The 23,623-nt window shown below is 71.2% G+C and carries 34 protein-coding genes; 21 read left to right on the forward strand and 13 right to left on the reverse strand.

The window, feature by feature from the left end:
* Positions 1-7 precede the first annotated feature (7 nt).
* The 4 genes from NBT67_RS09960 (at position 8) to NBT67_RS09975 (ending at position 2,724) form a co-directional block, all read left to right on the forward strand.
* The gene (locus NBT67_RS09960) at positions 8-580 is read left to right on the forward strand and encodes a GNAT family N-acetyltransferase (protein WP_251341569.1); all 573 of its coding nucleotides are present in this window, start codon (positions 8-10) and stop codon (positions 578-580) included.
* Between the two features lie 100 nt (positions 581-680).
* Positions 681-1,379: a CDP-alcohol phosphatidyltransferase family protein gene (locus tag NBT67_RS09965; protein ID WP_251341570.1), complete on the forward strand. Its 699-nt coding sequence runs from the start codon at positions 681-683 to the stop codon at positions 1,377-1,379.
* Entirely contained in the window at positions 1,376-2,047 is a 672-nt protein-coding gene (locus NBT67_RS09970; protein WP_251341571.1) for a CehA/McbA family metallohydrolase, read from the forward strand. Before NBT67_RS09965 ends, NBT67_RS09970 begins: the two co-directional genes overlap by 4 nt.
* Positions 2,048-2,073: 26 nt before the next feature.
* Complete coding sequence (locus NBT67_RS09975; RefSeq protein ID WP_343218033.1) at positions 2,074-2,724, forward strand: TVP38/TMEM64 family protein; 651 nt, start codon at positions 2,074-2,076, stop codon at positions 2,722-2,724.
* Here NBT67_RS09975 and NBT67_RS09980 read toward each other — a convergent pair.
* Genes NBT67_RS09980 through mch form a run of 3 tightly spaced genes read right to left on the reverse strand, consistent with a single transcriptional unit; the run spans position 2,721 to position 4,695 of the window.
* Positions 2,721-3,227: a DUF8056 family protein gene (locus NBT67_RS09980; RefSeq protein ID WP_251341573.1), complete on the reverse strand. Its 507-nt coding sequence runs from the start codon at positions 3,225-3,227 to the stop codon at positions 2,721-2,723. The two genes, NBT67_RS09975 and NBT67_RS09980, sit on opposite strands and share 4 nt — an antisense overlap.
* A 44-nt stretch (positions 3,228-3,271) precedes the next feature.
* On the reverse strand, positions 3,272-3,766 hold the full coding sequence (locus NBT67_RS09985; protein WP_251341574.1) for a double winged helix-containing putative transcriptional regulator: 495 nt from the start codon (positions 3,764-3,766) through the stop codon (positions 3,272-3,274).
* Positions 3,763-4,695: a methenyltetrahydromethanopterin cyclohydrolase gene (gene mch / locus NBT67_RS09990; protein ID WP_251341575.1), complete on the reverse strand. Its 933-nt coding sequence runs from the start codon at positions 4,693-4,695 to the stop codon at positions 3,763-3,765. Before mch ends, NBT67_RS09985 begins: the two co-directional genes overlap by 4 nt.
* 332 nt (positions 4,696-5,027) lie before the next feature.
* On the opposite strand from mch, the gene nasA reads away from it, so the two are divergent.
* The 3 genes from nasA to NBT67_RS10005 are packed head-to-tail and all read left to right on the forward strand — an operon-like array spanning position 5,028 to position 8,655.
* A complete protein-coding gene (nasA, locus tag NBT67_RS09995) occupies positions 5,028-7,169 on the forward strand; it encodes an assimilatory nitrate reductase NasA (RefSeq protein ID WP_251341576.1) in 2,142 nt (713 codons plus the stop codon).
* Positions 7,166-8,515, forward strand: a complete 1,350-nt coding sequence (locus NBT67_RS10000) for an MFS transporter (RefSeq protein ID WP_251341577.1) — start codon at positions 7,166-7,168, stop codon at positions 8,513-8,515. The genes nasA and NBT67_RS10000 overlap by 4 nt, the downstream gene beginning before the upstream one ends.
* A complete protein-coding gene (locus NBT67_RS10005; RefSeq protein WP_251341578.1) occupies positions 8,515-8,655 on the forward strand; it encodes a hypothetical protein in 141 nt (46 codons plus the stop codon). The genes NBT67_RS10000 and NBT67_RS10005 overlap by 1 nt, the downstream gene beginning before the upstream one ends.
* Here NBT67_RS10005 and NBT67_RS10010 read toward each other — a convergent pair whose 3' ends face one another.
* Positions 8,656-8,970 (reverse strand): thiamine-binding protein, encoded by a 315-nt coding sequence (locus NBT67_RS10010; protein WP_251341579.1) that lies wholly within the window; start codon positions 8,968-8,970, stop codon positions 8,656-8,658. It abuts the gene before it with no gap.
* A gap of 32 nt (positions 8,971-9,002) precedes the next feature.
* A complete protein-coding gene (locus NBT67_RS10015; RefSeq protein WP_251341580.1) occupies positions 9,003-9,896 on the reverse strand; it encodes a winged helix-turn-helix domain-containing protein in 894 nt (297 codons plus the stop codon).
* A 142-nt stretch (positions 9,897-10,038) separates the two neighbouring features.
* Between NBT67_RS10015 and NBT67_RS10020 the strand changes: the two genes are divergently transcribed.
* Together NBT67_RS10020 and NBT67_RS10025 are read left to right on the forward strand one after the other, a co-directional pair.
* Positions 10,039-10,812: a helix-turn-helix transcriptional regulator gene (locus NBT67_RS10020; protein ID WP_251341581.1), complete on the forward strand. Its 774-nt coding sequence runs from the start codon at positions 10,039-10,041 to the stop codon at positions 10,810-10,812.
* A gap of 42 nt (positions 10,813-10,854) precedes the next feature.
* Entirely contained in the window at positions 10,855-11,385 is a 531-nt protein-coding gene (locus NBT67_RS10025) for a DUF5817 family protein (RefSeq protein WP_251341582.1), read from the forward strand.
* A 212-nt stretch (positions 11,386-11,597) separates the two neighbouring features.
* Here the strand turns inward: NBT67_RS10025 and hmgA are convergent, their stop codons facing one another.
* Positions 11,598-12,824, reverse strand: coding sequence for a hydroxymethylglutaryl-CoA reductase (NADPH) (gene hmgA / locus NBT67_RS10030; protein WP_251341583.1), 1,227 nt, complete (start codon positions 12,822-12,824; stop codon positions 11,598-11,600).
* A gap of 92 nt (positions 12,825-12,916) precedes the next feature.
* Between hmgA and NBT67_RS10035 the strand changes: the two genes are divergently transcribed.
* Positions 12,917-13,369, forward strand: a complete 453-nt coding sequence (locus NBT67_RS10035; RefSeq protein ID WP_251341584.1) for a YbhB/YbcL family Raf kinase inhibitor-like protein — start codon at positions 12,917-12,919, stop codon at positions 13,367-13,369.
* 4 nt (positions 13,370-13,373) lie between these two features.
* On the opposite strand, the gene NBT67_RS10040 is transcribed toward NBT67_RS10035, so the two are convergent.
* Positions 13,374-13,883 carry a hypothetical protein gene (locus NBT67_RS10040; RefSeq protein WP_251341585.1) on the reverse strand — a complete coding sequence of 170 codons (510 nt, stop codon included), beginning with the start codon at positions 13,881-13,883 and terminating at the stop codon, positions 13,374-13,376.
* 94 nt (positions 13,884-13,977) lie between these two features.
* Entirely contained in the window at positions 13,978-14,499 is a 522-nt protein-coding gene (locus tag NBT67_RS10045; protein ID WP_251341586.1) for an archaemetzincin family Zn-dependent metalloprotease, read from the reverse strand.
* Positions 14,500-14,538: 39 nt separating this feature from the next.
* On the opposite strand from NBT67_RS10045, the gene NBT67_RS10050 reads away from it, so the two are divergent.
* The 6 genes from NBT67_RS10050 to npdG are packed head-to-tail and all read left to right on the forward strand — an operon-like array spanning position 14,539 to position 17,819.
* Complete coding sequence (locus NBT67_RS10050) at positions 14,539-14,958, forward strand: UPF0146 family protein (RefSeq protein ID WP_251341587.1); 420 nt, start codon at positions 14,539-14,541, stop codon at positions 14,956-14,958.
* Between the two features lie 60 nt (positions 14,959-15,018).
* Positions 15,019-15,633, forward strand: coding sequence for a beta-class carbonic anhydrase (locus tag NBT67_RS10055; RefSeq protein WP_251341588.1), 615 nt, complete (start codon positions 15,019-15,021; stop codon positions 15,631-15,633).
* A gap of 41 nt (positions 15,634-15,674) precedes the next feature.
* Complete coding sequence (locus NBT67_RS10060; RefSeq protein ID WP_251341589.1) at positions 15,675-16,037, forward strand: VOC family protein; 363 nt, start codon at positions 15,675-15,677, stop codon at positions 16,035-16,037.
* A 34-nt stretch (positions 16,038-16,071) separates the two neighbouring features.
* A complete protein-coding gene (locus NBT67_RS10065) occupies positions 16,072-16,935 on the forward strand; it encodes a TIGR01548 family HAD-type hydrolase (protein ID WP_251341590.1) in 864 nt (287 codons plus the stop codon).
* Positions 16,932-17,105, forward strand: coding sequence for a hypothetical protein (locus NBT67_RS10070; RefSeq protein ID WP_251341591.1), 174 nt, complete (start codon positions 16,932-16,934; stop codon positions 17,103-17,105). Before NBT67_RS10065 ends, NBT67_RS10070 begins: the two co-directional genes overlap by 4 nt.
* 45 nt (positions 17,106-17,150) lie before the next feature.
* The gene (npdG, locus tag NBT67_RS10075; protein WP_251341592.1) at positions 17,151-17,819 is read left to right on the forward strand and encodes an NADPH-dependent F420 reductase; all 669 of its coding nucleotides are present in this window, start codon (positions 17,151-17,153) and stop codon (positions 17,817-17,819) included.
* Here the strand turns inward: npdG and hisE are convergent.
* Genes hisE through NBT67_RS10090 form a run of 3 tightly spaced genes read right to left on the reverse strand, consistent with a single transcriptional unit; the run spans position 17,816 to position 18,928 of the window.
* Positions 17,816-18,118, reverse strand: coding sequence for a phosphoribosyl-ATP diphosphatase (hisE, locus tag NBT67_RS10080; RefSeq protein WP_251341593.1), 303 nt, complete (start codon positions 18,116-18,118; stop codon positions 17,816-17,818). The two genes, npdG and hisE, sit on opposite strands and share 4 nt — an antisense overlap.
* A 37-nt stretch (positions 18,119-18,155) precedes the next feature.
* A complete protein-coding gene (gene pdxT, locus NBT67_RS10085) occupies positions 18,156-18,767 on the reverse strand; it encodes a pyridoxal 5'-phosphate synthase glutaminase subunit PdxT (protein WP_251341594.1) in 612 nt (203 codons plus the stop codon).
* The gene (locus NBT67_RS10090; protein ID WP_251341595.1) at positions 18,764-18,928 is read right to left on the reverse strand and encodes a preprotein translocase subunit Sec61beta; all 165 of its coding nucleotides are present in this window, start codon (positions 18,926-18,928) and stop codon (positions 18,764-18,766) included. The genes pdxT and NBT67_RS10090 overlap by 4 nt, the downstream gene beginning before the upstream one ends.
* A gap of 105 nt (positions 18,929-19,033) precedes the next feature.
* Here NBT67_RS10090 and NBT67_RS10095 point away from each other — a divergent pair, with 105 nt between their 5' ends.
* The 4 genes from NBT67_RS10095 (at position 19,034) to NBT67_RS10110 (ending at position 20,474) form a co-directional block, all read left to right on the forward strand.
* The gene (locus tag NBT67_RS10095) at positions 19,034-19,300 is read left to right on the forward strand and encodes a thioredoxin family protein (protein ID WP_251341596.1); all 267 of its coding nucleotides are present in this window, start codon (positions 19,034-19,036) and stop codon (positions 19,298-19,300) included.
* A gap of 167 nt (positions 19,301-19,467) precedes the next feature.
* On the forward strand, positions 19,468-19,611 hold the full coding sequence (locus NBT67_RS10100; protein ID WP_251341597.1) for a hypothetical protein: 144 nt from the start codon (positions 19,468-19,470) through the stop codon (positions 19,609-19,611).
* A 1-nt stretch (position 19,612) separates the two neighbouring features.
* Positions 19,613-19,801, forward strand: coding sequence for a hypothetical protein (locus NBT67_RS10105; RefSeq protein WP_251341598.1), 189 nt, complete (start codon positions 19,613-19,615; stop codon positions 19,799-19,801).
* 55 nt (positions 19,802-19,856) lie between these two features.
* Positions 19,857-20,474, forward strand: a complete 618-nt coding sequence (locus NBT67_RS10110; RefSeq protein ID WP_251341599.1) for a methyltransferase domain-containing protein — start codon at positions 19,857-19,859, stop codon at positions 20,472-20,474.
* Here NBT67_RS10110 and NBT67_RS10115 read toward each other — a convergent pair.
* Complete coding sequence (locus NBT67_RS10115) at positions 20,471-20,902, reverse strand: type IV pilin (RefSeq protein ID WP_251341600.1); 432 nt, start codon at positions 20,900-20,902, stop codon at positions 20,471-20,473. The genes NBT67_RS10110 and NBT67_RS10115 overlap by 4 nt on opposite strands.
* Before the next feature lie 16 nt (positions 20,903-20,918).
* Positions 20,919-22,280, reverse strand: a complete 1,362-nt coding sequence (locus NBT67_RS10120) for a DUF7096 domain-containing protein (protein WP_251341601.1) — start codon at positions 22,278-22,280, stop codon at positions 20,919-20,921.
* 129 nt (positions 22,281-22,409) lie between these two features.
* Between NBT67_RS10120 and NBT67_RS10125 the strand changes: the two genes are divergently transcribed.
* A complete protein-coding gene (locus NBT67_RS10125; RefSeq protein ID WP_251341602.1) occupies positions 22,410-23,621 on the forward strand; it encodes a helix-turn-helix transcriptional regulator in 1,212 nt (403 codons plus the stop codon).
* Positions 23,622-23,623 lie beyond the last annotated feature (2 nt).

Raw genomic sequence — 23,623 nt, forward strand, 5'->3', positions numbered from 1 at the left:
CGACGCGATGCTTCCGCTCTGGCGGGTGACGCGCAACCGCTTCGGCAAACGGCTCCACGCTCGCCTCGACGACGCGGGCGTCACGGTGAGTCGCCTCGACGAGTACCGGGCGCCCGTCCCCGCGGGCTACGAGGCGTCGTCGCCCGACGGCGCCTCGATACGGCCGGCCGACCCCGCCGCAGTCCCCGAGTCCGTGCCGACCGACGAACTCGTCGACGGCGAGACGGCCCTCGTCGCCGCCGACGGTGGCGTCGTCGGCTACCTGTTCGTGAGCGTCGACGCGACGGTACCGGTGCCGGAACTCGGAACCGAACTGGCGTTCGACGGCGGCTACGTCCGGCGGCTCTACGTCGACCCGGACCACCGCCGCCGTGGCATCGCCACGGGCCTCGTCGACGCCGCGAAGGCCCACGCCGCCGACCGGGGGGCGGACGACGCCGCCGCGCTCGTCGCCGTCGACAATCGCCCCTCGCAGTGGACCTTCGAGGCCCAGGGCTTCAGGCGGGTGGCCCGCCACGCCTACGACCGCCTGTGGGGCCTAGAACGGCGACGACGACGCCCGCTTCCCGACGGCAACTGAGAGATATATACCGGGAGGTGAGTATATATTTGACTTTATATTATACATTTGTTCCCTAAAATTTAATCCGTAGCCGCTACACCGTGGGGGTAGAGGCGCAATGACGGACAAGGGGCTCTCCACGATACGGGGTGTGATCGACGGACTCGACGGGCGGGCGACCCGGATGATCGAATCCTCGCGCGACGGCAACATGGTCGCGCGGCTCGGCGGCGCCGACTGGCTGAGTCTCGGGGCGCTGTTCTGTGCCTGGGTCGGCGGCGTCCTGTTCCTGCGCGGCGAGCCGAACTGGGCGATCCTGGCGACGCTCGCGGGGTTCGGCTTCGACAAACTCGACGGGTTCTACGCGCGGTGGACCGGCGAAAGCTCCCGGTTCGGCCGGGGAATCGACTCCTTCATCGACGTGTTCGTCTACCTCGTCTCCGGCGCGTTGCTCTATCACTACACGATGGCGCCACACCCGGTCGCGAGCGTGGTCGTCGGCTTCGTCCTCCTGATGTTCGGCGGCCTGCGGCTGGTTCGCCACACGGCCGAGGGGTTCGGCTCCGAGGACGATACGAGCTACTACGTCGGCACCACCGTCGTCCACACCAACGTGGTCGTCCTGGCGAACTACTTCCTGATCAGGCTCGTCGATCCGTGGAACGGCTGGCTCGCCGGCCTCTCGATCCTCCTCGTCTGCCCGCTGATGACCTCCCAGTATCACGCGTACAAGACCGACGTGGGACACTGGCTGGTGGCCGGGTTCGGCGCCGTCGCCGTCGCCCTCTGTCTCGCCATCGAGTTCGGCGCGATATGACCGACGCGGTCAGGTTCGACCCGCACGTCCACTCGACGGCCTCCTACGACGCCGACGCGACGGTCGACCGCCTGCTCGACCGCGCGGCGAGCGTCGGACTGGACGCCCTCGCCGTCACCGACCACGACGCCATCGAGGCGTCGCTCCGGGCGGTCGAGCGCGCCCCCGACTACGGCCTCGTGGCGGTACCCGGCGTCGAGGTGTCGACCGCCGACGGCCACCTCCTCGCCCTCGGCGTCGAGAGTCGGCCCGACCCCGGCCGGTCGCTCCCCGTCACCGTCGACGCCGTCCGCTCGCTGGGCGGGGTGAGCGTCGTCCCTCATCCCTTCCAGCGCTCGCGCCACGGCGCCCCGGCCTCGGCCATCGAGGACGCCGACCCCGACGCCGTCGAGGTGCACAACGCCCACACGCTCCTCGGCGTCCGCAACGGGCAGGCCCGCGCGTTCGCCCGCCGACACGGCGTCCCCGGCATCGGGGCGAGCGACGCCCACGAGGCGCCGCTGGTCGGTCGCGGGTACACCGAACTGACCGTCGACGACGCCGACCCACTCACCGCCGGAGCCGTCCTCGACGCCGTCCGCGCCGGGCGCACCACCGCCCGCGGACGCCGGACGACGGCCGGACAGTTCCTCCGGAAGTACCTCGTCAACGCGAGCCTGCTGGTGTGATCGACGACCCCTTCGCGTCCCCGGCGATGCGCCGGCGGGCGATCCGACGTGCACTCCTCGTCGTCGCGGCGCTCGCCGTCGGTGCCGTCCTGATCGGCCGGTTCGCCCCCTTTCTCGCCGATCCGGCGTGGATCCGCGGGACCGTCGAGCGCTTCGGCCCCCTCGCTCCCCTGGCGTTCGTCTGCCTGCAGGCGCTCCAGGTCGTCGCCGCGCCCATCCCGGGACAGGCGCTCGGCGGCGTCGGCGGCTACCTGTTCGGCACCTGGCCCGGTTTCGTCTACAGCATGGTCGGCGTCACCGTCGGAAGCGCCGTCGCGTTCGTCCTCGCGGAGCGGTACGGCCGCCCCTTCGTCGAGCGGACCTTCGACGCCGACGCGGTCGACCGGTTCGACGCCGTCGCCGACGACGTCGGACCGGTCGCCCTCTTCGCGCTCTTTCTCCTCCCCACCTTCCCCGACGACCTGCTCTGTGCGCTCGCGGGCGTCTCCACGATGCGCCTCCGGACGCTCCTCGCGCTCGTCGTGGTGGGGCGGGCGCCCTCCTTCGCGCTCGTCGCGTACGCGGGCGACAGCGCCGCGGCCGCCGAACCGCTCGCGGCCCTCACGGCCCTCGGCGGCGTCGCCCTGCTGACCGCCGCCGTCTACGCCGTCCGTGCCTACCGCACCGCCAGCGCCTAGCGAAACAGCCGGTGGCAGACCGGCACGAACAGCGCCGCGACCAGCGGCGGGACGACGCCCGCGACCTGCGGGAGGGCGTACAGCGCGGCGATCAGGGGCGCCAGCGCGCCGGTCGGCGTCGTCTGCTGGTCGGGGGGAACCGAGGCGACGAGGCCGACGTACAGCGACAGGACGAACACGTAGCCGGTCGCCGCGAGGGCGGCGTCGTAGGGACCCTCGCTGCCCCCTTCACGCCGGTGGCGACGCGCCACGAACAGGACGGGGGCGACGAGCGGGACGACCACGAACAGGCCGACGACCGCGAAGAAGGACCGCGAGAGCGTCAGCGTCCCGCCCCCGCCGGTCGTGTTCGCGATGACGGCCACGAGCGCGGTGACGAAGAGCAGGCCGACGGCGAGGGTCAGCAACCCGCCGAGGACGACGTAAGACCGGAACAGCCGCGAGTCGCTCGCCCGGAAGGCGTAGGGGAACGCGCCGACGACGCCGCCGTAGTCGTCTGCCATCGCCGGCCGTAGTGCTCGCGGCGAGTTAACGGGCGCGGTATCGCTCAGCGGCGCACGTACGCGGGGTCGTCGCCGCCGTCGACCCGTTCGGCGGCGTCAAGCAGGACCAGCCACGAGAGCAGGTCCGCGACGCGCTCCCGCCAGACCGACTCCCAGCGCGACGGGTTCGCGTGGCGCTCCCACGCGGGCACCGACTCGCGGACGGTCGCGAAGGCCTCCGCGGCCGTCAGCGGGTCGCCCCCCAGCGCGTCGTGGACGGCCTCGGCGGCGAACACCCGGTCGAGGAGGGCGGCGCGACAGCCCGCGACCGTCGCCTCCGTGTCCGTCCGCCGGAACCCCGAGGACGTCTCCTCGGCGAGTTCGAGGGCGCGGAGGAAGGTGAGCCACGTCCGCGCCGCGTCGCGGTCCGGAAGGTCGAGGCGGTCGAGCAGGCGGGCACAGCAGTCGTCCTCGGCGCCGGGGACCAGCGGGACCGCCGCCTGGGCGCGGGAGACGAACGCGAACGTCTCGGGCGCGGGGGGGACGGGTTTGAACTTCACAGCCCGAACGACTCGGCCAGCAGGTCGTGGTTCGTCGCCCCGAGCGCGTGGGTCGGGCCGTCGATCACGTCGACGGTCACCTGCGCGGGCGCGAACACGGACTCGGGCACCTCGTAGAAGTCCCAGTCGGCGTCCTCGAACACCTGCTCGAAGGGCGTGTCGTACTCGTCGGCGGCCGTCGAGGGCACCTCGTCGAACCGGTCGAAGTCCTCGCGGACCTGCAGGTACACCTGCCCGCCGTAGGCCAGCGCGTCGTTGGTCCGGCCCATCGCCACGTCCTCGTCGCGGCTGACGGGGGCGACGGGGGCGCTCCCGGCCGCCGACACCACGTCCGTCGGGTCGTAGCCGAGTTCGAACAGGCGAAAGAGCGCGAGTTCGGGCGCGCGTGCCGCGGCGCTGACGCTCCCGGCCATCGACCCCGTGGGGTAGGTGGGCAGGAACACGCCGCTGACCCCGACGCCCGCGCGGTCGGCCACCTGCTCGGCCGCCGCGTCGCCCGGCAGCGTCGCCGCCTCGACGGTCAGGACGGTGAGGTCGAACTCGTCGTAGTAGCCGACCGCCTCGAACTCACCCTCCTCGCCCACGAGCGCCCGCGCCGGTCCCGACCCGAGGCCCTCGACTCCCTCGGCGACGAGTTCCCACCCCGCCTTCTGCGAGCAGAGCAGCGCGAGCGCCGGCTTGTCGGTCGTCAGTTCCACGTGGGGGAACGGCGTGCCCGCCACCTCGTCCATCCGGGTCTGGACCGTCGCCAGCCCCGCGGTCTGAATCTCGGCGAGCAGCAGTCCGGCCTCCAGACCCCCCGCGGCCGCGACGCCGAAGTCGAGCACCGTCGCCCCCGAGTCGAGTTCCGTCACGTCGACGTTGAGTTCGCCGGCGAAGTCGATGGCTTCGTCGACCAGCTCGACGGCCATCCGATTGAGACTCTCCATGCGGTCGGCTTGGGCGCTATCGGTTAAATGGGTTGTCGGTGCCGCGCCGGTTCCGCTCGGGGATCCTCGGAGCGACGAACGACCACGATATCGTGATCGATAGCGACATGCTCGTATTAGGGCGGGATATTTCCTAGTATTGTTTCGATATTGTCCAAGAGTATAGACGTATGATCACACAACACTTTTGTCTCGCGAATGTCCACGGTTCTCCGGAACTGCAACTCATACGGGAGTTATATGGCCATGATTCTGACTATTCGGGGAGAGATACGCGGGAGAGCTAGGAGTTGTTGGCACCGTAGTGGCGGCTGGACGCGTCGGAGGGCGGGATGACCGATCCGGTACCCACGACGTGTATGCGCTGTGCGGTCGGGTGTGGACTGATCCAGCGGGGCGTCGACATCGGCTACGGCGTCGACGCCGTGCGCGGGAACGCGAACCACCCCGTGAACCGCGGGATGGCGTGTTCGCGTGGCATCGAGGAGACGGCCGACCCGGAGGGGGAGTGGCTCACGCGGCCGATGGTCCGCCGTGACGGCGACCTGCGGAAGACCACGTGGGACACGGCGCTGTTCGAGGCCCAGCGTGGACTCGGGGAGGCGATGGACGTCTCCCCCGACGCCGTCGCGGTCCTCGGGAGCGGCCAGCAGACCAACGAGGCGGCCTACGCCCTCGGCAAACTCGCCCGCGGCGGCATCGGCACGCGCTACTACGACGCCAACACCACGCTCTGCATGGCGAGTGCGGTGACCGCCTACTACGACGCCTTCGGCAGCGACGCGCCGCCGCCGACCTACGAGGACATCCCCGAGGCGACCAACCACGTGGTCTGGGGGGCGAACCCCGCGGTCGCCCACCCAGTCATGTGTCGCTGGATCACGGGCAGTGCCGACGAGGGCGGCGGCGAACTGACCGTCGTCGACCCCGTGCGGACGAAGACCGCCGGGGCGGCCGACCGCCACGTGCAGGTCGACCCGGGGCGTGACCTCGAACTCGCCCGCGCGGTCCTCGCGCGGGTCGTCGAGACGGGCGGCGTCGACGAGGCGTTCGTCGCGGCGGCGACGGCCGGTTTCGACGACCTGGTCGCCGCCCTCCCCGAACCGGCCGTCGCGGCGGATCGCGCCGGCGTCCCGATGGAGGCCGTCGACCGCCTGGTCGAGACGCTGGCGGACGACACCCTGATCTACTGGGGGATGGGCGTCAACCAGAGCGTCCGAGGGACCGACACCGCGGGCGCGCTGATCGACCTCTGTCTCGCCACGGGGAACCTGGGACCCGGGAGCGGTCCCTTCTCCCTCACGGGACAGGCCAACTCGATGGGGACCCGGGTCTGCTCCTCGAAGGGGACCTGGCCCGGCCACCGCGACTTCGACGACCCCGACGAACGCGCCTTCGTCGCCGAGACGTGGGACGTCCCGGTCGACCGCCTCCCCGACGACACCGGTCCCGGACCCGTCGGCACGATCGACGCCATCGAGACCGGGCCGGTCGAGGCGGTGTACGCCGTCGCCACCAACCCCGTCGCGGGGATGCCCGACGCCACGGACGTGGCCGACCGCCTCGACGACGCCTTCCTCGTCGTGCAGGACGCCTTCCGGACCGAGACGGTCGAGCACGCGGACGTGGTGTTGCCCGCGGCGACGTGGGGGGAGTCGAACGGCACCGCGATCAACATGGAGCGCACCGTCTCGCGGGTCCGCCCCGCGAGCGACCTGCCCCGCGGGGTGCGGACCGACCTCGACATCGTCGCGACGCTCGGGAACGTCCTCGTCGACGGCCTGTTCGACCGGCCGGCCGACCCCGAGTCGGTGTTCGCGGAGTTCGCGGCCATGACCGCCGGCACCGACGCCGACTGCTCGGGGATCGACTACGACCGCCTCGACGAGGAACTCGCGGTTCGCTGGCCGGCGCCGGACGCCGAGACGAGCGCGGGGTATCGATATTACGACGGCGAGGGGTCGGGAAGCGTCGGGACGGACGACGACTGGTCCTTCCCGACCCCCTCCGGGAGGGCGCGGTTCGACGCCGGCACCGGTCGCCCCCTCCCCGAGGCGCCCGACGACGACTACCCGCTCACCCTGACGACCGCCCGCGAGGCCGACGGCTACAACACGGGGGTTCGCTCGCGTCCCTCGCCGGAGGACCCCGGCACCCTCGTCGCGCGGCTACACCCGGACACCGTCGCCGAGCGACGCGGCGCGGTCGAACCCAACGAGGCGGACGAACTCCACGCCCGGATCGAGTCGCGACGGGGGAGCGCGATCGCGCGGATCGCCCCCGACGACGCCATCCCGCCGGGGGTGGTGTGGCTGCCGATCCACCACCCGGCGACGAACGGCCTCACGCATCCGGCGACCGATCCGCGCTCCGACGAACCGAACCTCAAGCAGTGCGCGGTGCGACTCACGCGCCCCGAGACGGAGTCGACGACGCCCGCCTTCGAGCGTGAGCGGCCGCCCCAGCGCCCATGACGAACAAGATCGAGCAACTGATCCTGGCGACGGTCGCCTTCTTCTGGGCGTTCCTGATGTGGTTCTCGACCGCCGCCTTCAGCCCCAGCATCGGCGAGTTCTACGGCCTCACCACCGGCCAGCTCGCCCTGCTCGCGAGTTCGGCCATCTGGCTCGCACCGCCCGGGCGCGTGCTCGCGGGGTGGGCCGCCGACCGCCTCGGCGCCCACAACGTCTTCACGATCATCCTCGCGTACTCCGGCGTCGTCAGCATCCTCTCCGCGTCCGCCTCGGGGATCGGCTTTCTCTCCGACTTCGAGGTCCTGTTCGTCGAGCGCATGGTCGTCGCCTCCGCGGGCATCAGCTTCGTCGTCGGCATCCAGCACGTCGCCCAGTGGTTCGACGAACACGAGATCGGGACCGCCGAGGGGCTGTACGCCGGCACCGGCAACGTCGGCGCCGGCGTCGGGGCGCTCCTCCTGCCCCGGCTGTACGGCACCAACTTCTCGGACGCGTTCCTGCACCTGGGGATCGTCGCGCTGGCCATCGCCGTCGTCTACAAGTGGCGGGGCCAGCCCGCGAAGGACCGGGCGACCGCCGAGGCGGCGAAGGCCAACACCTCGCTGGGCGACACGCTGTTCGTGTGGACGCGCTTCGCCGCCATCGCCCTGATGCTCGGCTACGCCATGTCCTTCGGCCTCGAAATCGCGATGAACTCCTGGCTGCCGAGCTACTACGCCGAGGGCTTCGACGGCGCCATCGCCGACCTGGGCTTTACCGGCACCGCGGCCATCCAGACCGCCGCCGGCACCTTCGCGGCCGTCCAGTCGTTCAACGCCTCGCTGTTCCGTCCCTTCTCGGGGTACATGTCCGACCTCTGGCAGCGCAAGGGGTGGACGCCCTACCCGATGCTCTCGACGACGCAGGAGTACTCGCCGCGCGTCCACTGGCTGATGACCGCACTCATCCTCATCACGCTCGCGATGGTCGCGCTGACGCTCGTCGGTCTGGCGGGGCTGCTCCCGGCCTCCGTCGTCGTCCTCGCGATCTTCGGGATCACCGTCAGCTTCGGCACCGGCGGCGTCTTCGCCATCGTGCCCGTCCTGTTCGAGGACCGTCCCGGAACGGCCTCGGGCTTCATCGGCGGCATCTCCACCTCCGGCGGCATCGTCTACCCCCTCGTCTACGGCTACGTCCCGAACATCCACGTGGGCTACGCCGTCGTCGCGCTCGTCTTCTTCGTCCCGTTCATGCTGTTTTACGTCTGGGCGATGCGCTACGAGGAGGACCCCCGGGAACACGGCATCGGCTCCGCCAGGCGCTGGCTTGGCAGCAAGAGCCCGACGGCCACGGGAGGTGACGACTGATGAGCGAGGCCGACGCCGAGTACGACGACTGGTACCGGTGGGGGAAGGCCGTCCTCTATCTGGAGATGGTGATCGCCGTCCTCGTGACGGTCTTTTCGCTCTATCTCGCCTTCAACGGGCAGGCGGCGGGCATCGCCTGATCACTCCCGGTCGCCACGGGCCGGCCGCCCCAGCGCGTCCTCGACGCCCGCGACTTTCGCCGCCGCAGGGGCGTCGCTCGCCCGCTTGTCGTCGATCTTCAGGACCGTACTCACCCGGTCGGCCTCGACGGCCCGGTGCGCGGCCTCACAGGCGGCAAAGAGCGTGCCCACGTCGTCGCTCTCGATCACCGTCCCCATCGGGTTCGTCTCGTAGCTCACGTCGAAGTCCTCCAACGCGGCCACCGCGTCGGCCACGTCGTCGGCCATGCTCCCTTCCCGTACCGGTGCGACGCTCAGCAGTGCGACGACGGTCATGGGCGGGGAGAGGGCGCCCGGGGGGATGGGCGTTACTCCCGGGTCGCCTCGACCACCGAAGGCTCGTCGTCCAGCCGGATCCGGAGGGTGTCGTCCCCGCAGTCGACCCGGACCGTGGCCCGCCAGGGGTCGGTTCCCGTGACCCTCGTGCGCTCGTCCGAGGCGGCGAACGGCAGCGTCCAGACGTGTCGGCGCGTCACGTCGACGGCGTGGTCGTGGAAGAAGGAGACGACGGCGGGGTGCCTGACGAGGAGGCCGCCGAGGCGGGTGTACAGCGAGCCGTCACACGTCTCGCAGGTGTGGAGGACGCGGTTCCGGATGGCGGGGTTGTCGCGCTGGGGCATCTCCGCGTCCGGCGGCAGGACGCGGGCGCGCATCCGACCGCAACACCAGGGACAGACCCCCGTCGCCATCGACGCGATCTCGCGCTGGATGTGCTCGTTGGCCGCCCGGAGGACGCCCTCCCGTTCCCGCTCGGCGAGGCTGCTCGGCGGGCAGAAGTACTTGTAGAACACCGCGTCGCAGTCGTCGGCACCACACCGCACCCGGAACATGCTGTCGCGGTAGCCGGCCACCTGTGGCGCGCCGCAGACGTGACAGTCGGCGTCGAGTTCGAACGGCTCGATCCGCACCCGCTCGGTGAAGGTGCCCGCCTTCATGGCCTGATACACCCGCACGCCGGGGTAACTGAGGCGGTAGCCGTCGTCCGTCTCCTCGACGAACTGCCCCAGCAGCTGTTTCAGGTGGTAGTTGAACCGACCGCTGCCCGCGATGTCGGCCCGGCGTCGCAGCTCCGAGAAGGTGAGCGTCTCCGGCACGCCGGGGGTGGAGGCGTCGCCGAGCGCCCTGATGATCTTGATCCGCGTCCGGTCGGCCAGCAGCGTGAACGCGTCGTCGGGGCGTAGGCCGTCGGAGTCGTCCGTCACTGTCAGTACGTCGGGGGTACGCCCACATATACGCTTGGCCGCCGCCACGCCGAAACGCGCCGCCGTCGCCCGGTCGTCGCCGTCTGCATGGTGAGTCACGCCGGGGATTTTAGACGCCGGACCCGCCACTGGGTGTCGACGGATGTCGGACACTCCGCTCGAATACCTGCTCGGCTCGCAGACGCGCCCCCAGACGCTGACCGCCCTCCGGGAGGCGGGACCGCTCCCGGTTCGCCGACTCGAAGAGCGGGTGTCCGCGTCCCGGCGCACGCTGAAGCGCACGCTCCGGGAGATGGAGTCCCGCGGCTGGGTGTACCCCACCGACGGGGCGTACGGACTCACGGCCCTCGGCGCGGAGCTACTCTCGGCCCACGACCGATTTCGGGAGCGCGCGCGGGTCGCCCGTGACGCCCGGCCGTTCCTCGAACGGATCCCCGCCTCGGCGTTGGACCTCGACGTCGACGCGCTCGCCGAGGCGACGGTGATCCGCCCCGACGAGGACACCACCGCGCCCGTGGACCGCCTCCTCGACATCCGAGACGGGGCGGCCGAACTCCGGGAGGTGGCGCCCTTCGTCATCCGCGACACCGTCGATCAACTCGCCGACCGGGTGGACGACGACGCCCCGCCCGACGTGACGCTCGTCCTCGAGGACGCCGAGCCGACGCCCGCCGAGTTCTCGCGCGCGTACTGCGAGCGGTTCGACGACCTGCTCGCGGCGTCGAGCGTCGACGTCTACGTCACGCCCGACGACGTGCCGTTCGCGTTCGGCGCCGCCGACGGCCACGCCTTCGTCGGGTCGACGGGGCGCGACGGCATGCCGGGCGCGCTCCTCGAGGGCGACGACCCCGCCATCGTCGACTGGGTCGAGCGGTCGATGGAGCGGTATCTCGACCGCGCCGACCCGGTGTCGTAGCCCGCCGACGGGTTCATTAGCCACAGCGCGCAACCCCGGAGCATGTACGCGGTGGTCGGCTGTTCGGCGTGTCGCGCGCTGTGGTTGCTCGCGGACCCCGGGGACGCGGAGACGGCGACCTGCCCGCGCTGCCGGCGGCGCCACCGGACGGCGGACCTGAAGCGCTTCTACACCGCCGCGGACCGCGAGGCCGCCCGCGAGGCCCGGGCGGCGATGCTCGCGGACCGGGCCGACGCGACCGACGCGTTCGAGGCGACGCCCTCGGTGGCCGACCTCGACGCCGCGGCCGACGACGCCGTCGTCGACGACCGGGAGTATCTCGACGCCGCGGGCGTCGACGCCGACGCCGCCGCGGCGGCCGGGGAGCGAGCGACCGGCGGCGACGGCGGGAGTCAAAGCCGCCCCGAAATCGTCCGCGACGCCCTCCGGACGCTCGACTCGCCCGCGGCGGCCGACGTGATCGAGTACGCGAGCGAGCGCGGCGTCCCCGCGGACGCCGCGGCCGACCTGCTCGACCGACTGGTGCGCCGGGGCGAGGCCAGCGAGTCGGGCGGGACGTACCGGTTGCTGTAGCTACAGCCAGCCGAGCAGCCGCGCGATCGTCAGCACCGACACGACCACGCCCAGCAGGAGCTTCAGGAACCGGAGCCAGCGGGTGAGGTGGTCGGGTGGGGCCGGGTTCGCGTCCGACATGGCGTGCCGCCGGCGCGGGTGGCCGGCGCGTCGACCGAGGCGCGCGGTGCCGGTAAAGGCGAGCCACGGCCGCGCGGCGAAAGTGAACGCCGTCAGCGCCCGAGCGACTCGTGCGCCGAGGAGAGGTGCCGGGAGCCGAGCGCCGCGAGCAGGGAGAGTTCGCCAGCCAGCGCGCCGACGGCCACCGCCTCGGCGAGGGCGTCCGCGTTCGATCCGGGCGGGTCGCCGCCGCCGGCGACGCCCAGGACCTCGAGGCCCTCGGCCTGCGTCGGGAGTTTCGTGCCGCCGCCGACGGTGCCCACCTCCAGGCTCGCCAGCGAGACGCTGACGTACAGCCCCCCCTCCCGGACCTCGGCGGTCGTGATGGCGTTGGATCCCTCGACCACCTGCGCGGCGTCCTGCCCCGTCGCGAGGAACATCGCGGCGACGACGTTGGCGACGTGGGCGTTGAACCCCAGGCTGCCGGCCTTCGCGCTCCCGACGTGGTTCTTTCGCGTGTTCACCTCGGCGACGGCCTCGGGGGTGGTGTGGAGGCGCTCCTCGACGACGTCCCGGGGGAGGGTCACGTCGGCGGTGACGCTCCGGCCCCGCCCCTCGACGGCGTTGATCGCCGCGGGCTTTTTGTCCGTACAGAGGTTGCCCGAGAGCGCGACCAGGGAGGCGCCCGTCCGCTCCTCGATGGCCTCGGCGGCCGCCCGGGTGGCGATGGTGGCCATGTTCATCCCCATGGCGTCCTTGGTGTCGTAGCGGAACCGCAGGAAGACGGAGTCGCCGACGACGTAGGGGGTGACGTCCCGGAGTTCGCCGTGACTCGTCGTCGCCTCGGCGGCCTCCCGGAGCGTCCCCTCGTTGTCCCGAACCCACTCGACGAGCGCCGCGGCTTCGGCCACGTCGGTCACCCGGAAGACGGGCGCGCGGGTCATCCCCGACTTGGTGACCCGGGCGGTGGCGCCGTCGGCCGCGTCGATCACCGAACAGCCGCGGTTGACGCTCGCGATCAGGGCGCCCTCCGTCGTCGCCATCGGGAGGTACCGCTCGCCGGTCAGCGACCCGCCGTGGACGGTCACCGGACCGGCCACGCCCATCGGGATCCGGGCCGCGCCGATCATGTTCTCGACGTTGGCGTCGGCGCGCTCGGCCGGGAAGCCGTAGGCGCCGACGGCGTCGAGGGAGACGCCGGCCTCGGCCTCGACGAGGCGCCGTCTCGCGGTCGCCGCCGTGTCGGCGTCGGCGTGTGCTTCGAGTTCGTGGATCCGCAGGTCGCCGTCGCGGACCCGTTCGACGAGGGCCTCGGCGTCCGCGTCCGAGTCGTCGGTCATGCCCGACCCGTGACGCCGCGCGCGCCTAAGCGTTACCGGTCCGGTCGGCCCACGTCCACAAGGATTACTCCCCGCGGCGCGAAAGTGGGGCCATGGAGCTATCGAGCCCCGCCTTCCGAGACGGCGACCCCATCCCCCGGCAGTACGGCTACACGGCGGCGAACGTCAACCCGCCGCTGGAGATCTCCGACGCCCCTAGCGGGGCGGAGTCGCTCGTCCTCGTCGTCGACGACCCCGACGCCCTCGAACCCGCGGGGAAGGTCTGGCGTCACTGGCTGGTGTGGAACGTCAACCCGACGCGCAAGCGCATCCCCGAGGACTGGTCGACCGACACCGCCACGGCCGTCGAGGGCGAGAACGACTACGGCGAGGTGGGCTACGGCGGCCCGAACCCCCCGGACGGCGAACACACCTACCGGTTCCGACTGTTCGCGCTGGACACCGACCTCGACGTTCCCGCGGGCGCGACCCTCGACGACCTGGAGCGGGCGATGGAGGGACACGTGATCGAGGAGGCGACCTACGAGGGGACGTACGCCCCCTGATCGCCTACGAGAAGTCGAACTCCGAGCGGTTGGCGACGAAGTCCTCGACGGAGATCTCCACGTTCTCGACGATCCGTTCGACGGGTCGCTCGACGGGCCGTTCGGCGGCCGTGGCGTCGGCCACCGCGTCCTCGAAACGGACGACGGCGGTGCTCAGCGCGTAGATCTGCCGGTTGAGTTCGAGCAGCTTCCGGAACACCCGGTCGCGTTCCGCCTCCGGATCGACCCAGTCGTCCCCCTCGGCGGTCGGGGGAGCCCCCCGGTCGTCCGCCTCCGCCGTGACCGACGCGCTCTCCCGCCGCTCTCGCAACGACAGCACGACGGTGATCGCGATACATCGGTCGAGGTTCTCGAACAGTTCGCCGTGGACGCCCTCCGCCTCGACCCGCTCGTCGAGTTCGTCCCGGATCCGTGTCAGCTCCACGAGCCAGTCCTCCAGCACCCGCCGGCGTTGCTCACAGGCACCCACCACCTCGCGTGGCGTCCCCGCTTCGGACCGGTCGTTGTCGCTCATGCCAGAACCATCGGCTCCCGACGCAATATTTCCGTTGGTAGTCTGTCATCATCCGCGCGGGATCGACCGTGGCGGCGGGAACGAGCGGTGACTGTCAGAACAGCGTCCGGTCGCAGGAGCCACAGAGGTTCTGCTCTTTCTTGTCGACCTCGCGGACGGTCGGCGAGAAGCTCATCACGCAGCGCTCGTTGTCGCAGTGTTCGAGGCCGACGGTGTGACCGATCTCGTGGACGATCTCCTTGCGCACGCGGTCGGCGAACACCTCCGACTGGGGCTTGGAGGTGATGCCGCCGTCGGAGGAGGTCTGCAGGCGGTACGTCGAGACCACGGAGCCGTTGCCGTTCAGGTAGGCGAGGCCGAAGACGTAGTTCCGGCGGCGGTAGTAGAGGTCCTCGGAGGTGATGCCGATGTTCTTCTCGCCGGACCCCTCGCGGCTGGCGAGTTCGATGAACTCCTCGGCACGGTACTGGTTTCGGCTCCGATCGAACGCGCCGTCGGGGATCGGCTGGGCGTCGTGGACCGTCACGTCGCAGTCGTAGACCGCTCGCAGCCCGGCAGAAGCCTCGCGTTTCACCTGTGCCGGGACGTCCCCGATCGGCACGATGTCGACGAGCATGGGAGGAGTTAAGCGCGGCCCCGCTATAAATATCCCGACGTGACGGCTCCGCGCTCCGAACTCGCCGCCAGGCTCGCCGGCTACGACAGCCTCGTCGAGGTGGGGATCGGTCGCCGTCCGGAGGTAGCCGCCGCCCTCGTCGACGCCGGCTGTGACGTCGTCGCGACGGACGTGTTCGACCCCCCCGTTCCCGAGGGCGTCCGGTTCGTCCGCGACGACGTGGTCGCCCGGGCCGAGGGCCTCGCGGGCGACGACCCCGGCGACCCCTACCGCGTCGACGCCGTCTACGGCCTGAACCTCCCCGCCGAACTCCAGTCGGCCGCCCGCGACGTCGCCCGCGCCGCGGGCGCCGACTGCCTCTTTACCACCCTCGGCTTCGAGGAGCCGACGATACCCGTCGACCGCGAGTCGGCGGGCCGCGAGACGCTGTACGTCGCCCGGCCGGCACGTCACAGATAGCGGGGACCGTTGCCGGCGTGTCAATCGGGATGCAGGTGGCGACCGTACTCGGCCACGCACATGTCCGTAGAAGAACACGAATCCGGGGACGAACCGGGCCACCACCACGAACGCGTCGACGCCGCCGTCGAAGCCCACGACGACTGGGCGCGGCGCCGACGCAAGGGGATTCCGACGGACGAGCGGTTGCTCGTCGTCGCCTGCATGGACGAGCGCATTCCCGTCGAGGCGGCCCTGGGCATCGACCTCGGCGACGCCCAGATCTACCGCAACGCCGGCGGGAAGGTGACCGACGACGTGATCCGGTCGGCGGCGCTGACGACGCAGTTTTTCGACACCGAGGAGATCATCGTCGTCAACCACACCGACTGCGGGATGATGAGTGCGTCCGACGACGCCGTCGTCGAGGGCTTGGCGGCCGCCGCCGCCGGGAGCCTCGACGACGTGGCCCTCGATCCCTCGCTCCCCGAACTGTCCATCGGCGACGCGAGCGTCGCCGACTGGGTGCGCATGACGGACGATATCGACGAGGCCTGCGCGGCGCAGGTGCGCTATCTCGACGAGCACCCCCTCGTCGACGCGACGGTCCACGGCTACGTCTACGAGGTTGAGAGCGGCCACCTGCGCCACCCCGGGGGTCGGATCGCCGAGGAGATCAGTACGCGCGCCGAGTGACGCGGTGAACGGTTAAGAACCAGGCCCACGCACCGACACGCATGGACGTCCTGCACACGGCGCTCGAAGTGACCGACCTCGACGAGACGCGGCGGTTCTACGAGGACCTCCTCGGCCTCGAACGCTCCCGCGAGTACGAGAAAGACGGCGTCAGGAACTACTACGTCACGGGGTCGGGGCCGGCGGAACTCCAGTTTCGCGTCGTCGACGAGGTGCCGTCGCCGGCGGGCATCGAACACGTCGCCGTCGCGGCCACGGACGTGGACGCCACCGTCGAGGAGGCGGCCGCGGAGTGGGGCGACGTCGTCGAGCGGGAGCCCGCGACCCTGGAGCGCGTGAACCGGCGGCTGGCCGTCCTGACCGACCCCGACGGCTACAGCGTCCACGTCATCGAGGAGCTATAGAAAGGCACTTGCCCCGACGACCCGGCCACCGCACATGGACGTGGACGCGGTCGTACTCGACATCGACGGGGTGCTCGTCGACGTGGCGGACTCCTACCGCCGGGCCATCGTCGAGTCCGTCGAGCGGGTGTACGGGCGGACGGTCGACGACGCCGGCGTCCAGCGGTTCAAGAACGCCGGCGGCTTCAACAACGACTGGGAACTCACCGACGCCGTGGCGCTGTTCGTCCTCGCCCGCGAGGCGGGCTACGAGGCGGAGCTGTCGGCGTTCACCGACGCCGTCGCCGCCCGCGGCGGCGGGCTGGCGGCCGCCGAGGCGGTCGTCCGGGACGCCGACGTCGACCACGACGCCGTCTTCGACCGCTGGGACCCCGACCGCCTGCGCGAGACGTTCCAGGCGCTCTACCTCGGCGCGGACCTGTACCGCGACCTGGAGGGCGGCGAGCCCCCCTTCGAGACGCGGGGCTACATCCACGACGAACCCGTACTGGCCGCGGAGTCGACGCTCGACGCGCTGACCGAGCGGTTCGCCGTCGGCGTACTGACGGGGCGGCCGGCCGCGGAGGCGACCATCGCGCTCGACCGCGTCGGCCTCTCGGTCCCCGACGACCACCGGTTCACGATGGACGACTGGGAGGAGGGCAAACCCCACCCCCGGGCGCTGACGACGCTCGCGGCGCGCCTGGACGCGACGCGGGTGGCCTTCGCGGGCGACACCCTCGACGACGTGGGGACCGCAGTGAACGCCGCCGAGGCCGACCCCGACCGGACCTACCACGGGGTCGGGGTCCTGACCGGCGGCCTGAGCGGCGATGCCGGCCGGCGGGCCTTCGAGTCGGCCGGCGCCGACGCCGTGATCGAGACGGTCAACGACCTGCCGGGCCTGCTGGAGCCGTGAGCGTCGACCGCTCGCTGTTCGCCGGCGTCTTCCTCGCGCTCCTCGTCGTCGTGGTCGTCGCCACCGCCGCCGTCGCCCCGCCGGACCCGTACACGCAGCTCCGGGGGATCGTTCCGGGCGCCGTCGTCGCCCTCCTCGTCGCGCTCCTCGTCGCCGTCGGCGGCGAATAGGACCAGTCCCGACACGCTTACTTCCGGCGCGGCCACAGTCCCTCCATGCGAATCGCACTACTCGGCGGGACCGGCGACATCGGCGAAGGGCTCGCCCTCCGGTGGGCCTTCCACACCGATCACGAGGTCGTGATCGGGTCGCGGGACCCCGAGAAGGCCCGCGCGAAGGCCGCGGAGTACGAGACCGAACTGTCGAGTCGCGGCGTCGACCGGAAGGTGAACGGCTTCGAGAACGCGATGGCGGCCGACCGGGCGCGCGTCGTCGTCCTCGCGGTCCCCGCCTACCACGTCAGCGACACCGTCGAGGCGGTGGCCGACTCCCTCGACGAGGGGGACGTCCTCGTCACGCCCGCGACGGGGATGCAACGCGACGAGGACGGCTTCCACTACCACCGGCCGAGCGCCGGGAGCGTGACGCGACTGGCCGTCGACGCCGCCCCCGAGGGCGTGTCGGTCGTCGGCGCCTTCCACAACCTCGCGGCCGGCCGCCTCGCGGATCTGGACGCCGACCTCGGCGTCGACACCCTCCTCGTCGCCGACGACCCCGACGCCAAGGAGACGGTTCGTCTGCTCGCTGACGGCATCGACGGACTTCGCCCCCTCGACGCCGGTGGCCTCGCCAACGCCCCGGAGATCGAGGCGCTGACGCCGCTGCTCATCAACGTCGCCACGAACAACGAGGGGCTCCACGACCTCGGGGTTCGCTTCGTCTAGAACCGCGTTTCGAGTTCGTCCCGCAGGTCGTCGACGGTCCGATCCTTCATCGCCAGCAGGACGAGCAGGTGATAGACCAGGTCCGCGGACTCGGCGACCAGTTCCTCCCGGTCGTCCGCCTTCGCCGCGAGGATCACCTCGGTCGCCTCCTCGCCGATCTTCTCCAGCGTCGCGTCCTCGCCTTTCTCGTGGGTGAACAGCGACGCGGTGTAGGAGCCCTCGGGGAGTTCGTCGCGGCGGTCCTCGATGGTGGCAAAGAGCGCGTCGAGGACGGCCTCGGGGTCCGAGTCGTCGGTCATGTGCGCCCGGACGGCCGGCGGGGGCAAGGGCCTGTCGCTACGCCTCGGCGCCGGTCCGCAGCGGGTCGAACAGCGCGAGGCGGTGGAGGCGGTCGTCGGCCGTGAGTTCCGGGTGGAAGGAGGTGGCGACGACCGGGCCGTCGCGGATCGCCACGGGACGGCCCTCCACCGTCGCGATCACGTCCACGCCGGGACCCACCTCGTCGACGACGGGCGCGCGGATGAACACCGCGTGGAAGGGGTCGTCCAGTCCCTCGACGTCGAGGTCGGCCTCGAAGCTGTCGACCTGTCGGCCGAAGGCGTTGCGGTCGACGGCGGCGTCGACGACGCCGAGCGTGTCGACGCGGTCGTCGCGGGCGTCCCGCGAGGCGACGATGAGACCGGCACACGTCGCGAGGACGGGGGTGCCGGCCGCGACGCTCGCGACGATCTCCTCGGCGATGCCCTCCGCGTGGAGCAGTCGGGAGATGGTCGTCGACTCGCCGCCGGGGAGCGCGAGGGCGTCACAGTCGGGGACCACCCCCGATTCGCGGATCTCGACGACCTCGACGTCGCGATCCGTGGCGGCCGCTGCGCGTTCGATCCCCGCGACGTGTTCGCTCACGTTGCCCTGGACGGCGACGACGCCGATCCGGTGGCCGCCCGTCACAGCGAGACGACGTTCAGCACCTGCACGAGGACGCCGAAGAGGACGCCGAACGCGACGACGGTCTTCGGATCGATCCGAATGGCGTTGCGGTCCTCCGCGTCGAAGTAGCGGACGAGGCCCGCACTCGACATCAGTCCGCCGCCGCCCTGACTTCCACTCATACGCCTCCATCGGCACGTCGGCGGCCTAAACGTTTCGCTCCGCCGAGGATCGTCGCCGGATGGGGAACGCTTATCCGGGCCGCTCCGGTACCGGTCGACGGACCAATGACCGTTCGACTGCTCGACTTCTACGCCGACTGGTGTGGGCCGTGTGACGCCCAGGACCCGATCCTGGAGGAACTGGCCGCCGACTACGGGGACGTCGAGTTCGAGAAGATCGACGTCGACCAGGACCAGGACACCGCCAACGAGTACCAAGTGCAGTCCCTCCCCACCGTGGTCGTCGAGAACGACGACGGCATCGTCGACCGCTTCGTGGGCGTCACCCAGCGGCCCGACATCGAGGCCGCCCTCGAACAGGCCGGCGCCTGACACGTCGCTCCGCCTCCCGTCCGTTCTCCCCGCGAGCCACGACCCCGCAGCCACGACTATCGGCCGTCCAATCCCCGCCGCAGCAAGTTTCGATACTAGCCACTACTCTCGGGATAAGCATTGCAAAATCCAAAAATTATATATCCTACTGGACGTATGAGTTCCATATGAGCCGAAAACGCAACACCGCCCGCATCGCCTCGCACACCGAGTACGCCCGCACCCGGATCCAGTGTGTCGGCTGTGGCCAGGTCGCCCCCGCCGAGGGCGAGGGCGCCGCCCGGAAACTGTGCGTACGGTGCAGTGGCTGAGATGGCGGCCACGGACGCCCCCTCGACGGCCGACCTGCGGTCGACCCCGGAGTTCGAACTGGAGTGTCTCTTCGACGACCCGTCGGATCCCTCGGAACTGACCATCTTCACCCCGGAGGACGGGAAACTCGCGACGGAGTGGATCTCCGCCGACCGGACGACGGCCCGCTCGCTGGACCGCCTCCGGTAGCGTCCCGTCGGCGAATCCCCACCGTTATGGCGGTCGAACCCCAACCCGGGTTTAAATGGGCATCCTCGAAGACAAGTCCCGGGCGCGGCTGTTCTACAAGTACCTCTCGACGGTGTACGACCGGGTCAACCCGTTCATCTGGAACGAGGAGATGCGCGCGGAGGCGCTCTCGCTTCTCGATCTGGACGCCGGCGACCGGGTGCTCGACGTGGGCTGTGGGACCGGCTTCGGCACCGAGGGGCTGCTCCAGTACACCGACGACGTCCACGGACTGGACCAGAGCATCCACCAGATGGAGAAGGCCTTCGAGAAGTTCGGCCGCACGGACGAGGTGAACTTCTACCGCGGCGACGCCGAGCGACTCCCCTTCGCCGACGACAGTTTCGACGCCGTCTGGTCGTCGGGATCCATCGAGTACTGGCCCAATCCGGTCGACGCTCTCGCGGAGTTCCGCCGGATCGTGAAGCCCGGCGGACCGGTGCTCGTCGTCGGTCCTAACTACCCTAGCAGTTCGGTGTTCCAGCGCCTCGCCGACGCCATCATGCTCTTCTACGACGAGGCGGAGGCCGACCGGATGTTCGCCGAGGCCGGCTTCGAGGACGTCGAACACGTGACGATGGGGCCGACGTACAACCCCGACATCGCGATCACGACGCTGGCTCGCGTCCCCTAGGCGGTCGCGGACAGGACGGCCAGCCGTCGCCCGCCGCGGCGCAGTTCGACGGTCACGCGGGCGCCGGCCGCGATCGACGGCCGGTTCGTCGACGCGACCCGGAAGGACGCCCGCTCGCCCGGAGTCCACGTCGGATCGGCGGCGGCGTTGAACGGCCCGGTTGGGCCCGGATGGAACCCCTCGGCCGAGAAGAACGGCACCGGCGGCTGGTGGGCGAGGGGGTCGCCGTCGACGCGGACGACCACGTCGAGTCGGCGCACGTCGACCGCCGTCCCCGCGCGGTGGGTGAGGGCGACGCGGTCGCCGTCGACCGAGAGCGTCGGCGCGACCGTCGTCGACGCCGCGGGCAACGCCCCGATCGAGAGGCCGCCGACGGCGACGCCGACGACGAGGGCGATCAGGAGTCCGATCGCAGTCCGACCGGCCATGGGTCGGCTGGCCGCGTCACGGGTGATAAAGGTCGGCCACGGCCCCGTCCATCGGCGTCGCCGTCGCCGTGGGCGTCGCGTTTCCGTCGTTCTCCGACGCGTTGCCGGACGCCGGGGTCACCGCCACGCGCGGCGGAACGCCCGGTGGGACGACGGCGCTGACGTTCTCGCCCCGGGCCTCGGCGGTGACTGTGTACTGACGGTTGGGTGAGAGCGTCCAGACCGTGCCGTCGTCGCCGGTCGATCCGATGGACTCCGGCGGGGTCGGTCCCGCCTTGACCGCGACGGCCGCGTCGACGGGGTCGCCGGTCGCCTCGTCGACGACCCGTATCTGGACGGGGCCGCCGGGGTAGGTGTGGTTCACGACGAGGCGGAGGCTCCCGGCGGTTCGCTCGATCCGCTGGTCCCTGACGACGGTGTCGAGCGGGCGACGCTGGTGTTCGGCGTAGACGACGCGGGCGTTGCTGTCGACGAAGGCGGTCAGGTCGCCACGACTGTGACCGATCCTGACCGGATAGGTCTCGCCGCCGCCGAACACCTGCGTCTGTTCGCGCGTCGTGTTCCAGATGACCGGGTAGCTCGTGGCGACGATGTCGAGGGCGACCTCGAGTTCGATGGCGTCGCCGGCGCCGTTCCGAAGGTCGCCCCGGTAGGCCTCCCGGTAGTACGTGTCGCCGATGATGGTCGACACGGTGACGCTCTCGGCGCTGGTAGCGACGTAGAACCGGTGGGGCTCGGCCTCGCCGCCGAGCACCGAGCGGGCGTGCGCCCGGACGGGACCTTCGAACGCCGAGAGGCGGTTCCCGATGGAGGCCAGCCGACCGCGGTCGATGTCGAACCCGCTCGTGTCGGCGGCGAGTTCCTCCAGCCGCGACCGCCGGTCGTTGAGTTCCTGTGCGGTGATGCTGATGTCGACGAGCGCGACGAGCAGTTCCTGGCCGGTGATCTCGTCCCGGCTGTAGGCCCCGACCGCCGCCGTCTGTCGGCGGTCGAGGTCGTCCACCGCCGCCTCCAGTTCTTCGATCGCCGTGCGGAGGCGTTCGCGGCGGAGTTCGGTGGTGTCGGCCCGCTCGACGCGCTCGACCATCGCCAGCGTTCGGAGCCGGGCGGTCGTCGCGTTCGTCGACAGCCCGACCGCGGGACCGAGGTCGACGTAGTGTTCGGCCACGGTGGACCGCTCGACCGATTCGGGGGGGACGTCGAGGACGTTGATCTGCTGGAGCGTCGTCCCGTTGCCGTCGGTCTGGGCGACGACCGGGGCGTCGATGGCGGCGGGCCGGGACGCGGAGCGCTCGGTGGCACCGCCGGCGAGGCCACCTGCAGCCCCGACCGCCGAGGAGAGGAGGAGGGCAGCCACGAGAACGGGGAGGGCTCTCATCGCGCGACGGTACAGTCGCCTGCTACTAAAACCCCGCCTTCCGTCTCACGTCTGACGGCCGCTATCTCGCCGACAGGGGCTCTGTGCCGATGGAAAGCGTTTTCCCGTCTCATCGAGACGCACGAAGTAATGCGGATCGCCGCGCCCCTCCTCGCCCTCCTGGTCCTTCTGGCCGGGGCCCTCCCCGCGGTGGCACTCGCCGAGACCGGCGGGTCCGCCACCGCGGACGCGGGAGACGTCGCCCCGTCGTCCGCCGCCGAGCGCCCGGCACTCGCGGGGCCACCCCTCGCTCGCATCGACGAACCGGTCGTCACCGAGTTCTACATCGCCCCCGACCCCGACGGGAGCGCCCGGTGGAACGTCTCGGTTCGATACAACCTCTCTACCGAGGCCGACCGGGCCGCCTTCGACCGGTACGGACGGGCGTTCGAGGCCGGCGACGCCGGCGTAGGGATCGGCGGCCCCTTCTTCCGGACGCTCGCCGGCGAGGCGAGTCGGGCGACCGGCCGGGAGATGGCGATCAGGAACCTCAGCCGGAACGCCACCGTCCACAACGGCACCGGCGTCCTCAGCATCACCTTCACCTGGACGAACTTCGTCACCGCCACCGAGAGCGGCTTCATCGTCGAGGACGCGGTGTTGATGCCCGACAACCGGACGTGGCTCGCCTCCATCGGCCCGTCGCAGCGACTGGTCGTCGAGACGCCCGCCGACTACCAGGTGACTGACACGCGATTCGGTCTCGACAACGGGTCGGTCGTCATCCAGGGCCCCCACACCTTCCGCGAACCGCTCACCATCTCCTACCAGCGGACCGCGACCGAGGAGCCGGAGCCGGAGGGGCCGCCCTGGTCGCTGATCGGCGGCGCCCTGCTGGTGGGGCTGGGACTCGTCGCCGCCGCCGTCTACGCCCGCCGCCGCGGCGACGGGGCGGCGGCACCGGCGACGACGCCCGACGAGGGGGCCGACGCGCCGCCCGAGGAGTCGTCGACGGCCGATGCGGAGCCGCGCGAGGCCGACGCCGCCGACTCGACGACCGACGACTCGGTGACCGACGACTCGGCGACCGACGACTCGGTGACCGACGACTCGGCGGCCGACGACTCGGCGGCCGACGACGGCGTCGACCCCTCCCTGCTCTCGGACGAGGAGCGAGTCGAGCGCCTCCTCGACGAGAACGGCGGGCGGATGAAGCAGGCACGGATCGTCCGGGAGACGGGGTGGTCCGACGCCAAGGTGTCCCAGTTGCTCTCGACGATGGCCGACGAGGGACGGATCGAGAAGCTCCGGCTCGGGCGCGAGAACCTCATCTCGCTGCCCGACGAGGACGCCGAGACGTAGGG

The sequence above is a fragment of the Haloplanus sp. GDY1 genome, from assembly GCF_023703775.1.
Classification (GTDB): domain Archaea; phylum Halobacteriota; class Halobacteria; order Halobacteriales; family Haloferacaceae; genus Haloplanus; species Haloplanus halophilus.

Coding starts and splice junctions, on each gene's coding strand:
- NBT67_RS09960 (WP_251341569.1), top strand. CDS start 8: ATGCTTCCGCTCTGGCGGGTGACGCGCAACCGCTTCGGCAAACGGCTC.
- NBT67_RS09965 (WP_251341570.1), top strand. CDS start 681: ATGACGGACAAGGGGCTCTCCACGATACGGGGTGTGATCGACGGACTC.
- NBT67_RS09970 (WP_251341571.1), top strand. CDS start 1,376: ATGACCGACGCGGTCAGGTTCGACCCGCACGTCCACTCGACGGCCTCC.
- NBT67_RS09975 (WP_343218033.1), top strand. CDS start 2,074: ATGCGCCGGCGGGCGATCCGACGTGCACTCCTCGTCGTCGCGGCGCTC.
- NBT67_RS09980 (WP_251341573.1), bottom strand. CDS start 3,227: ATGGCAGACGACTACGGCGGCGTCGTCGGCGCGTTCCCCTACGCCTTC.
- mch (WP_251341575.1), bottom strand. CDS start 4,695: ATGGAGAGTCTCAATCGGATGGCCGTCGAGCTGGTCGACGAAGCCATC.
- nasA (WP_251341576.1), top strand. CDS start 5,028: ATGACCGATCCGGTACCCACGACGTGTATGCGCTGTGCGGTCGGGTGT.
- NBT67_RS10000 (WP_251341577.1), top strand. CDS start 7,166: ATGACGAACAAGATCGAGCAACTGATCCTGGCGACGGTCGCCTTCTTC.
- NBT67_RS10005 (WP_251341578.1), top strand. CDS start 8,515: ATGAGCGAGGCCGACGCCGAGTACGACGACTGGTACCGGTGGGGGAAG.
- NBT67_RS10010 (WP_251341579.1), bottom strand. CDS start 8,970: ATGACCGTCGTCGCACTGCTGAGCGTCGCACCGGTACGGGAAGGGAGC.
- NBT67_RS10020 (WP_251341581.1), top strand. CDS start 10,039: ATGTCGGACACTCCGCTCGAATACCTGCTCGGCTCGCAGACGCGCCCC.
- NBT67_RS10025 (WP_251341582.1), top strand. CDS start 10,855: ATGTACGCGGTGGTCGGCTGTTCGGCGTGTCGCGCGCTGTGGTTGCTC.
- hmgA (WP_251341583.1), bottom strand. CDS start 12,824: ATGACCGACGACTCGGACGCGGACGCCGAGGCCCTCGTCGAACGGGTC.
- NBT67_RS10035 (WP_251341584.1), top strand. CDS start 12,917: ATGGAGCTATCGAGCCCCGCCTTCCGAGACGGCGACCCCATCCCCCGG.
- NBT67_RS10040 (WP_251341585.1), bottom strand. CDS start 13,883: ATGAGCGACAACGACCGGTCCGAAGCGGGGACGCCACGCGAGGTGGTG.
- NBT67_RS10045 (WP_251341586.1), bottom strand. CDS start 14,499: ATGCTCGTCGACATCGTGCCGATCGGGGACGTCCCGGCACAGGTGAAA.
- NBT67_RS10055 (WP_251341588.1), top strand. CDS start 15,019: ATGTCCGTAGAAGAACACGAATCCGGGGACGAACCGGGCCACCACCAC.
- NBT67_RS10060 (WP_251341589.1), top strand. CDS start 15,675: ATGGACGTCCTGCACACGGCGCTCGAAGTGACCGACCTCGACGAGACG.
- NBT67_RS10065 (WP_251341590.1), top strand. CDS start 16,072: ATGGACGTGGACGCGGTCGTACTCGACATCGACGGGGTGCTCGTCGAC.
- npdG (WP_251341592.1), top strand. CDS start 17,151: ATGCGAATCGCACTACTCGGCGGGACCGGCGACATCGGCGAAGGGCTC.
- hisE (WP_251341593.1), bottom strand. CDS start 18,118: ATGACCGACGACTCGGACCCCGAGGCCGTCCTCGACGCGCTCTTTGCC.
- NBT67_RS10090 (WP_251341595.1), bottom strand. CDS start 18,928: ATGAGTGGAAGTCAGGGCGGCGGCGGACTGATGTCGAGTGCGGGCCTC.
- NBT67_RS10095 (WP_251341596.1), top strand. CDS start 19,034: ATGACCGTTCGACTGCTCGACTTCTACGCCGACTGGTGTGGGCCGTGT.
- NBT67_RS10100 (WP_251341597.1), top strand. CDS start 19,468: ATGAGCCGAAAACGCAACACCGCCCGCATCGCCTCGCACACCGAGTAC.
- NBT67_RS10105 (WP_251341598.1), top strand. CDS start 19,613: ATGGCGGCCACGGACGCCCCCTCGACGGCCGACCTGCGGTCGACCCCG.
- NBT67_RS10110 (WP_251341599.1), top strand. CDS start 19,857: ATGGGCATCCTCGAAGACAAGTCCCGGGCGCGGCTGTTCTACAAGTAC.
- NBT67_RS10115 (WP_251341600.1), bottom strand. CDS start 20,902: ATGGCCGGTCGGACTGCGATCGGACTCCTGATCGCCCTCGTCGTCGGC.
- NBT67_RS10120 (WP_251341601.1), bottom strand. CDS start 22,280: ATGAGAGCCCTCCCCGTTCTCGTGGCTGCCCTCCTCCTCTCCTCGGCG.
- NBT67_RS10125 (WP_251341602.1), top strand. CDS start 22,410: ATGCGGATCGCCGCGCCCCTCCTCGCCCTCCTGGTCCTTCTGGCCGGG.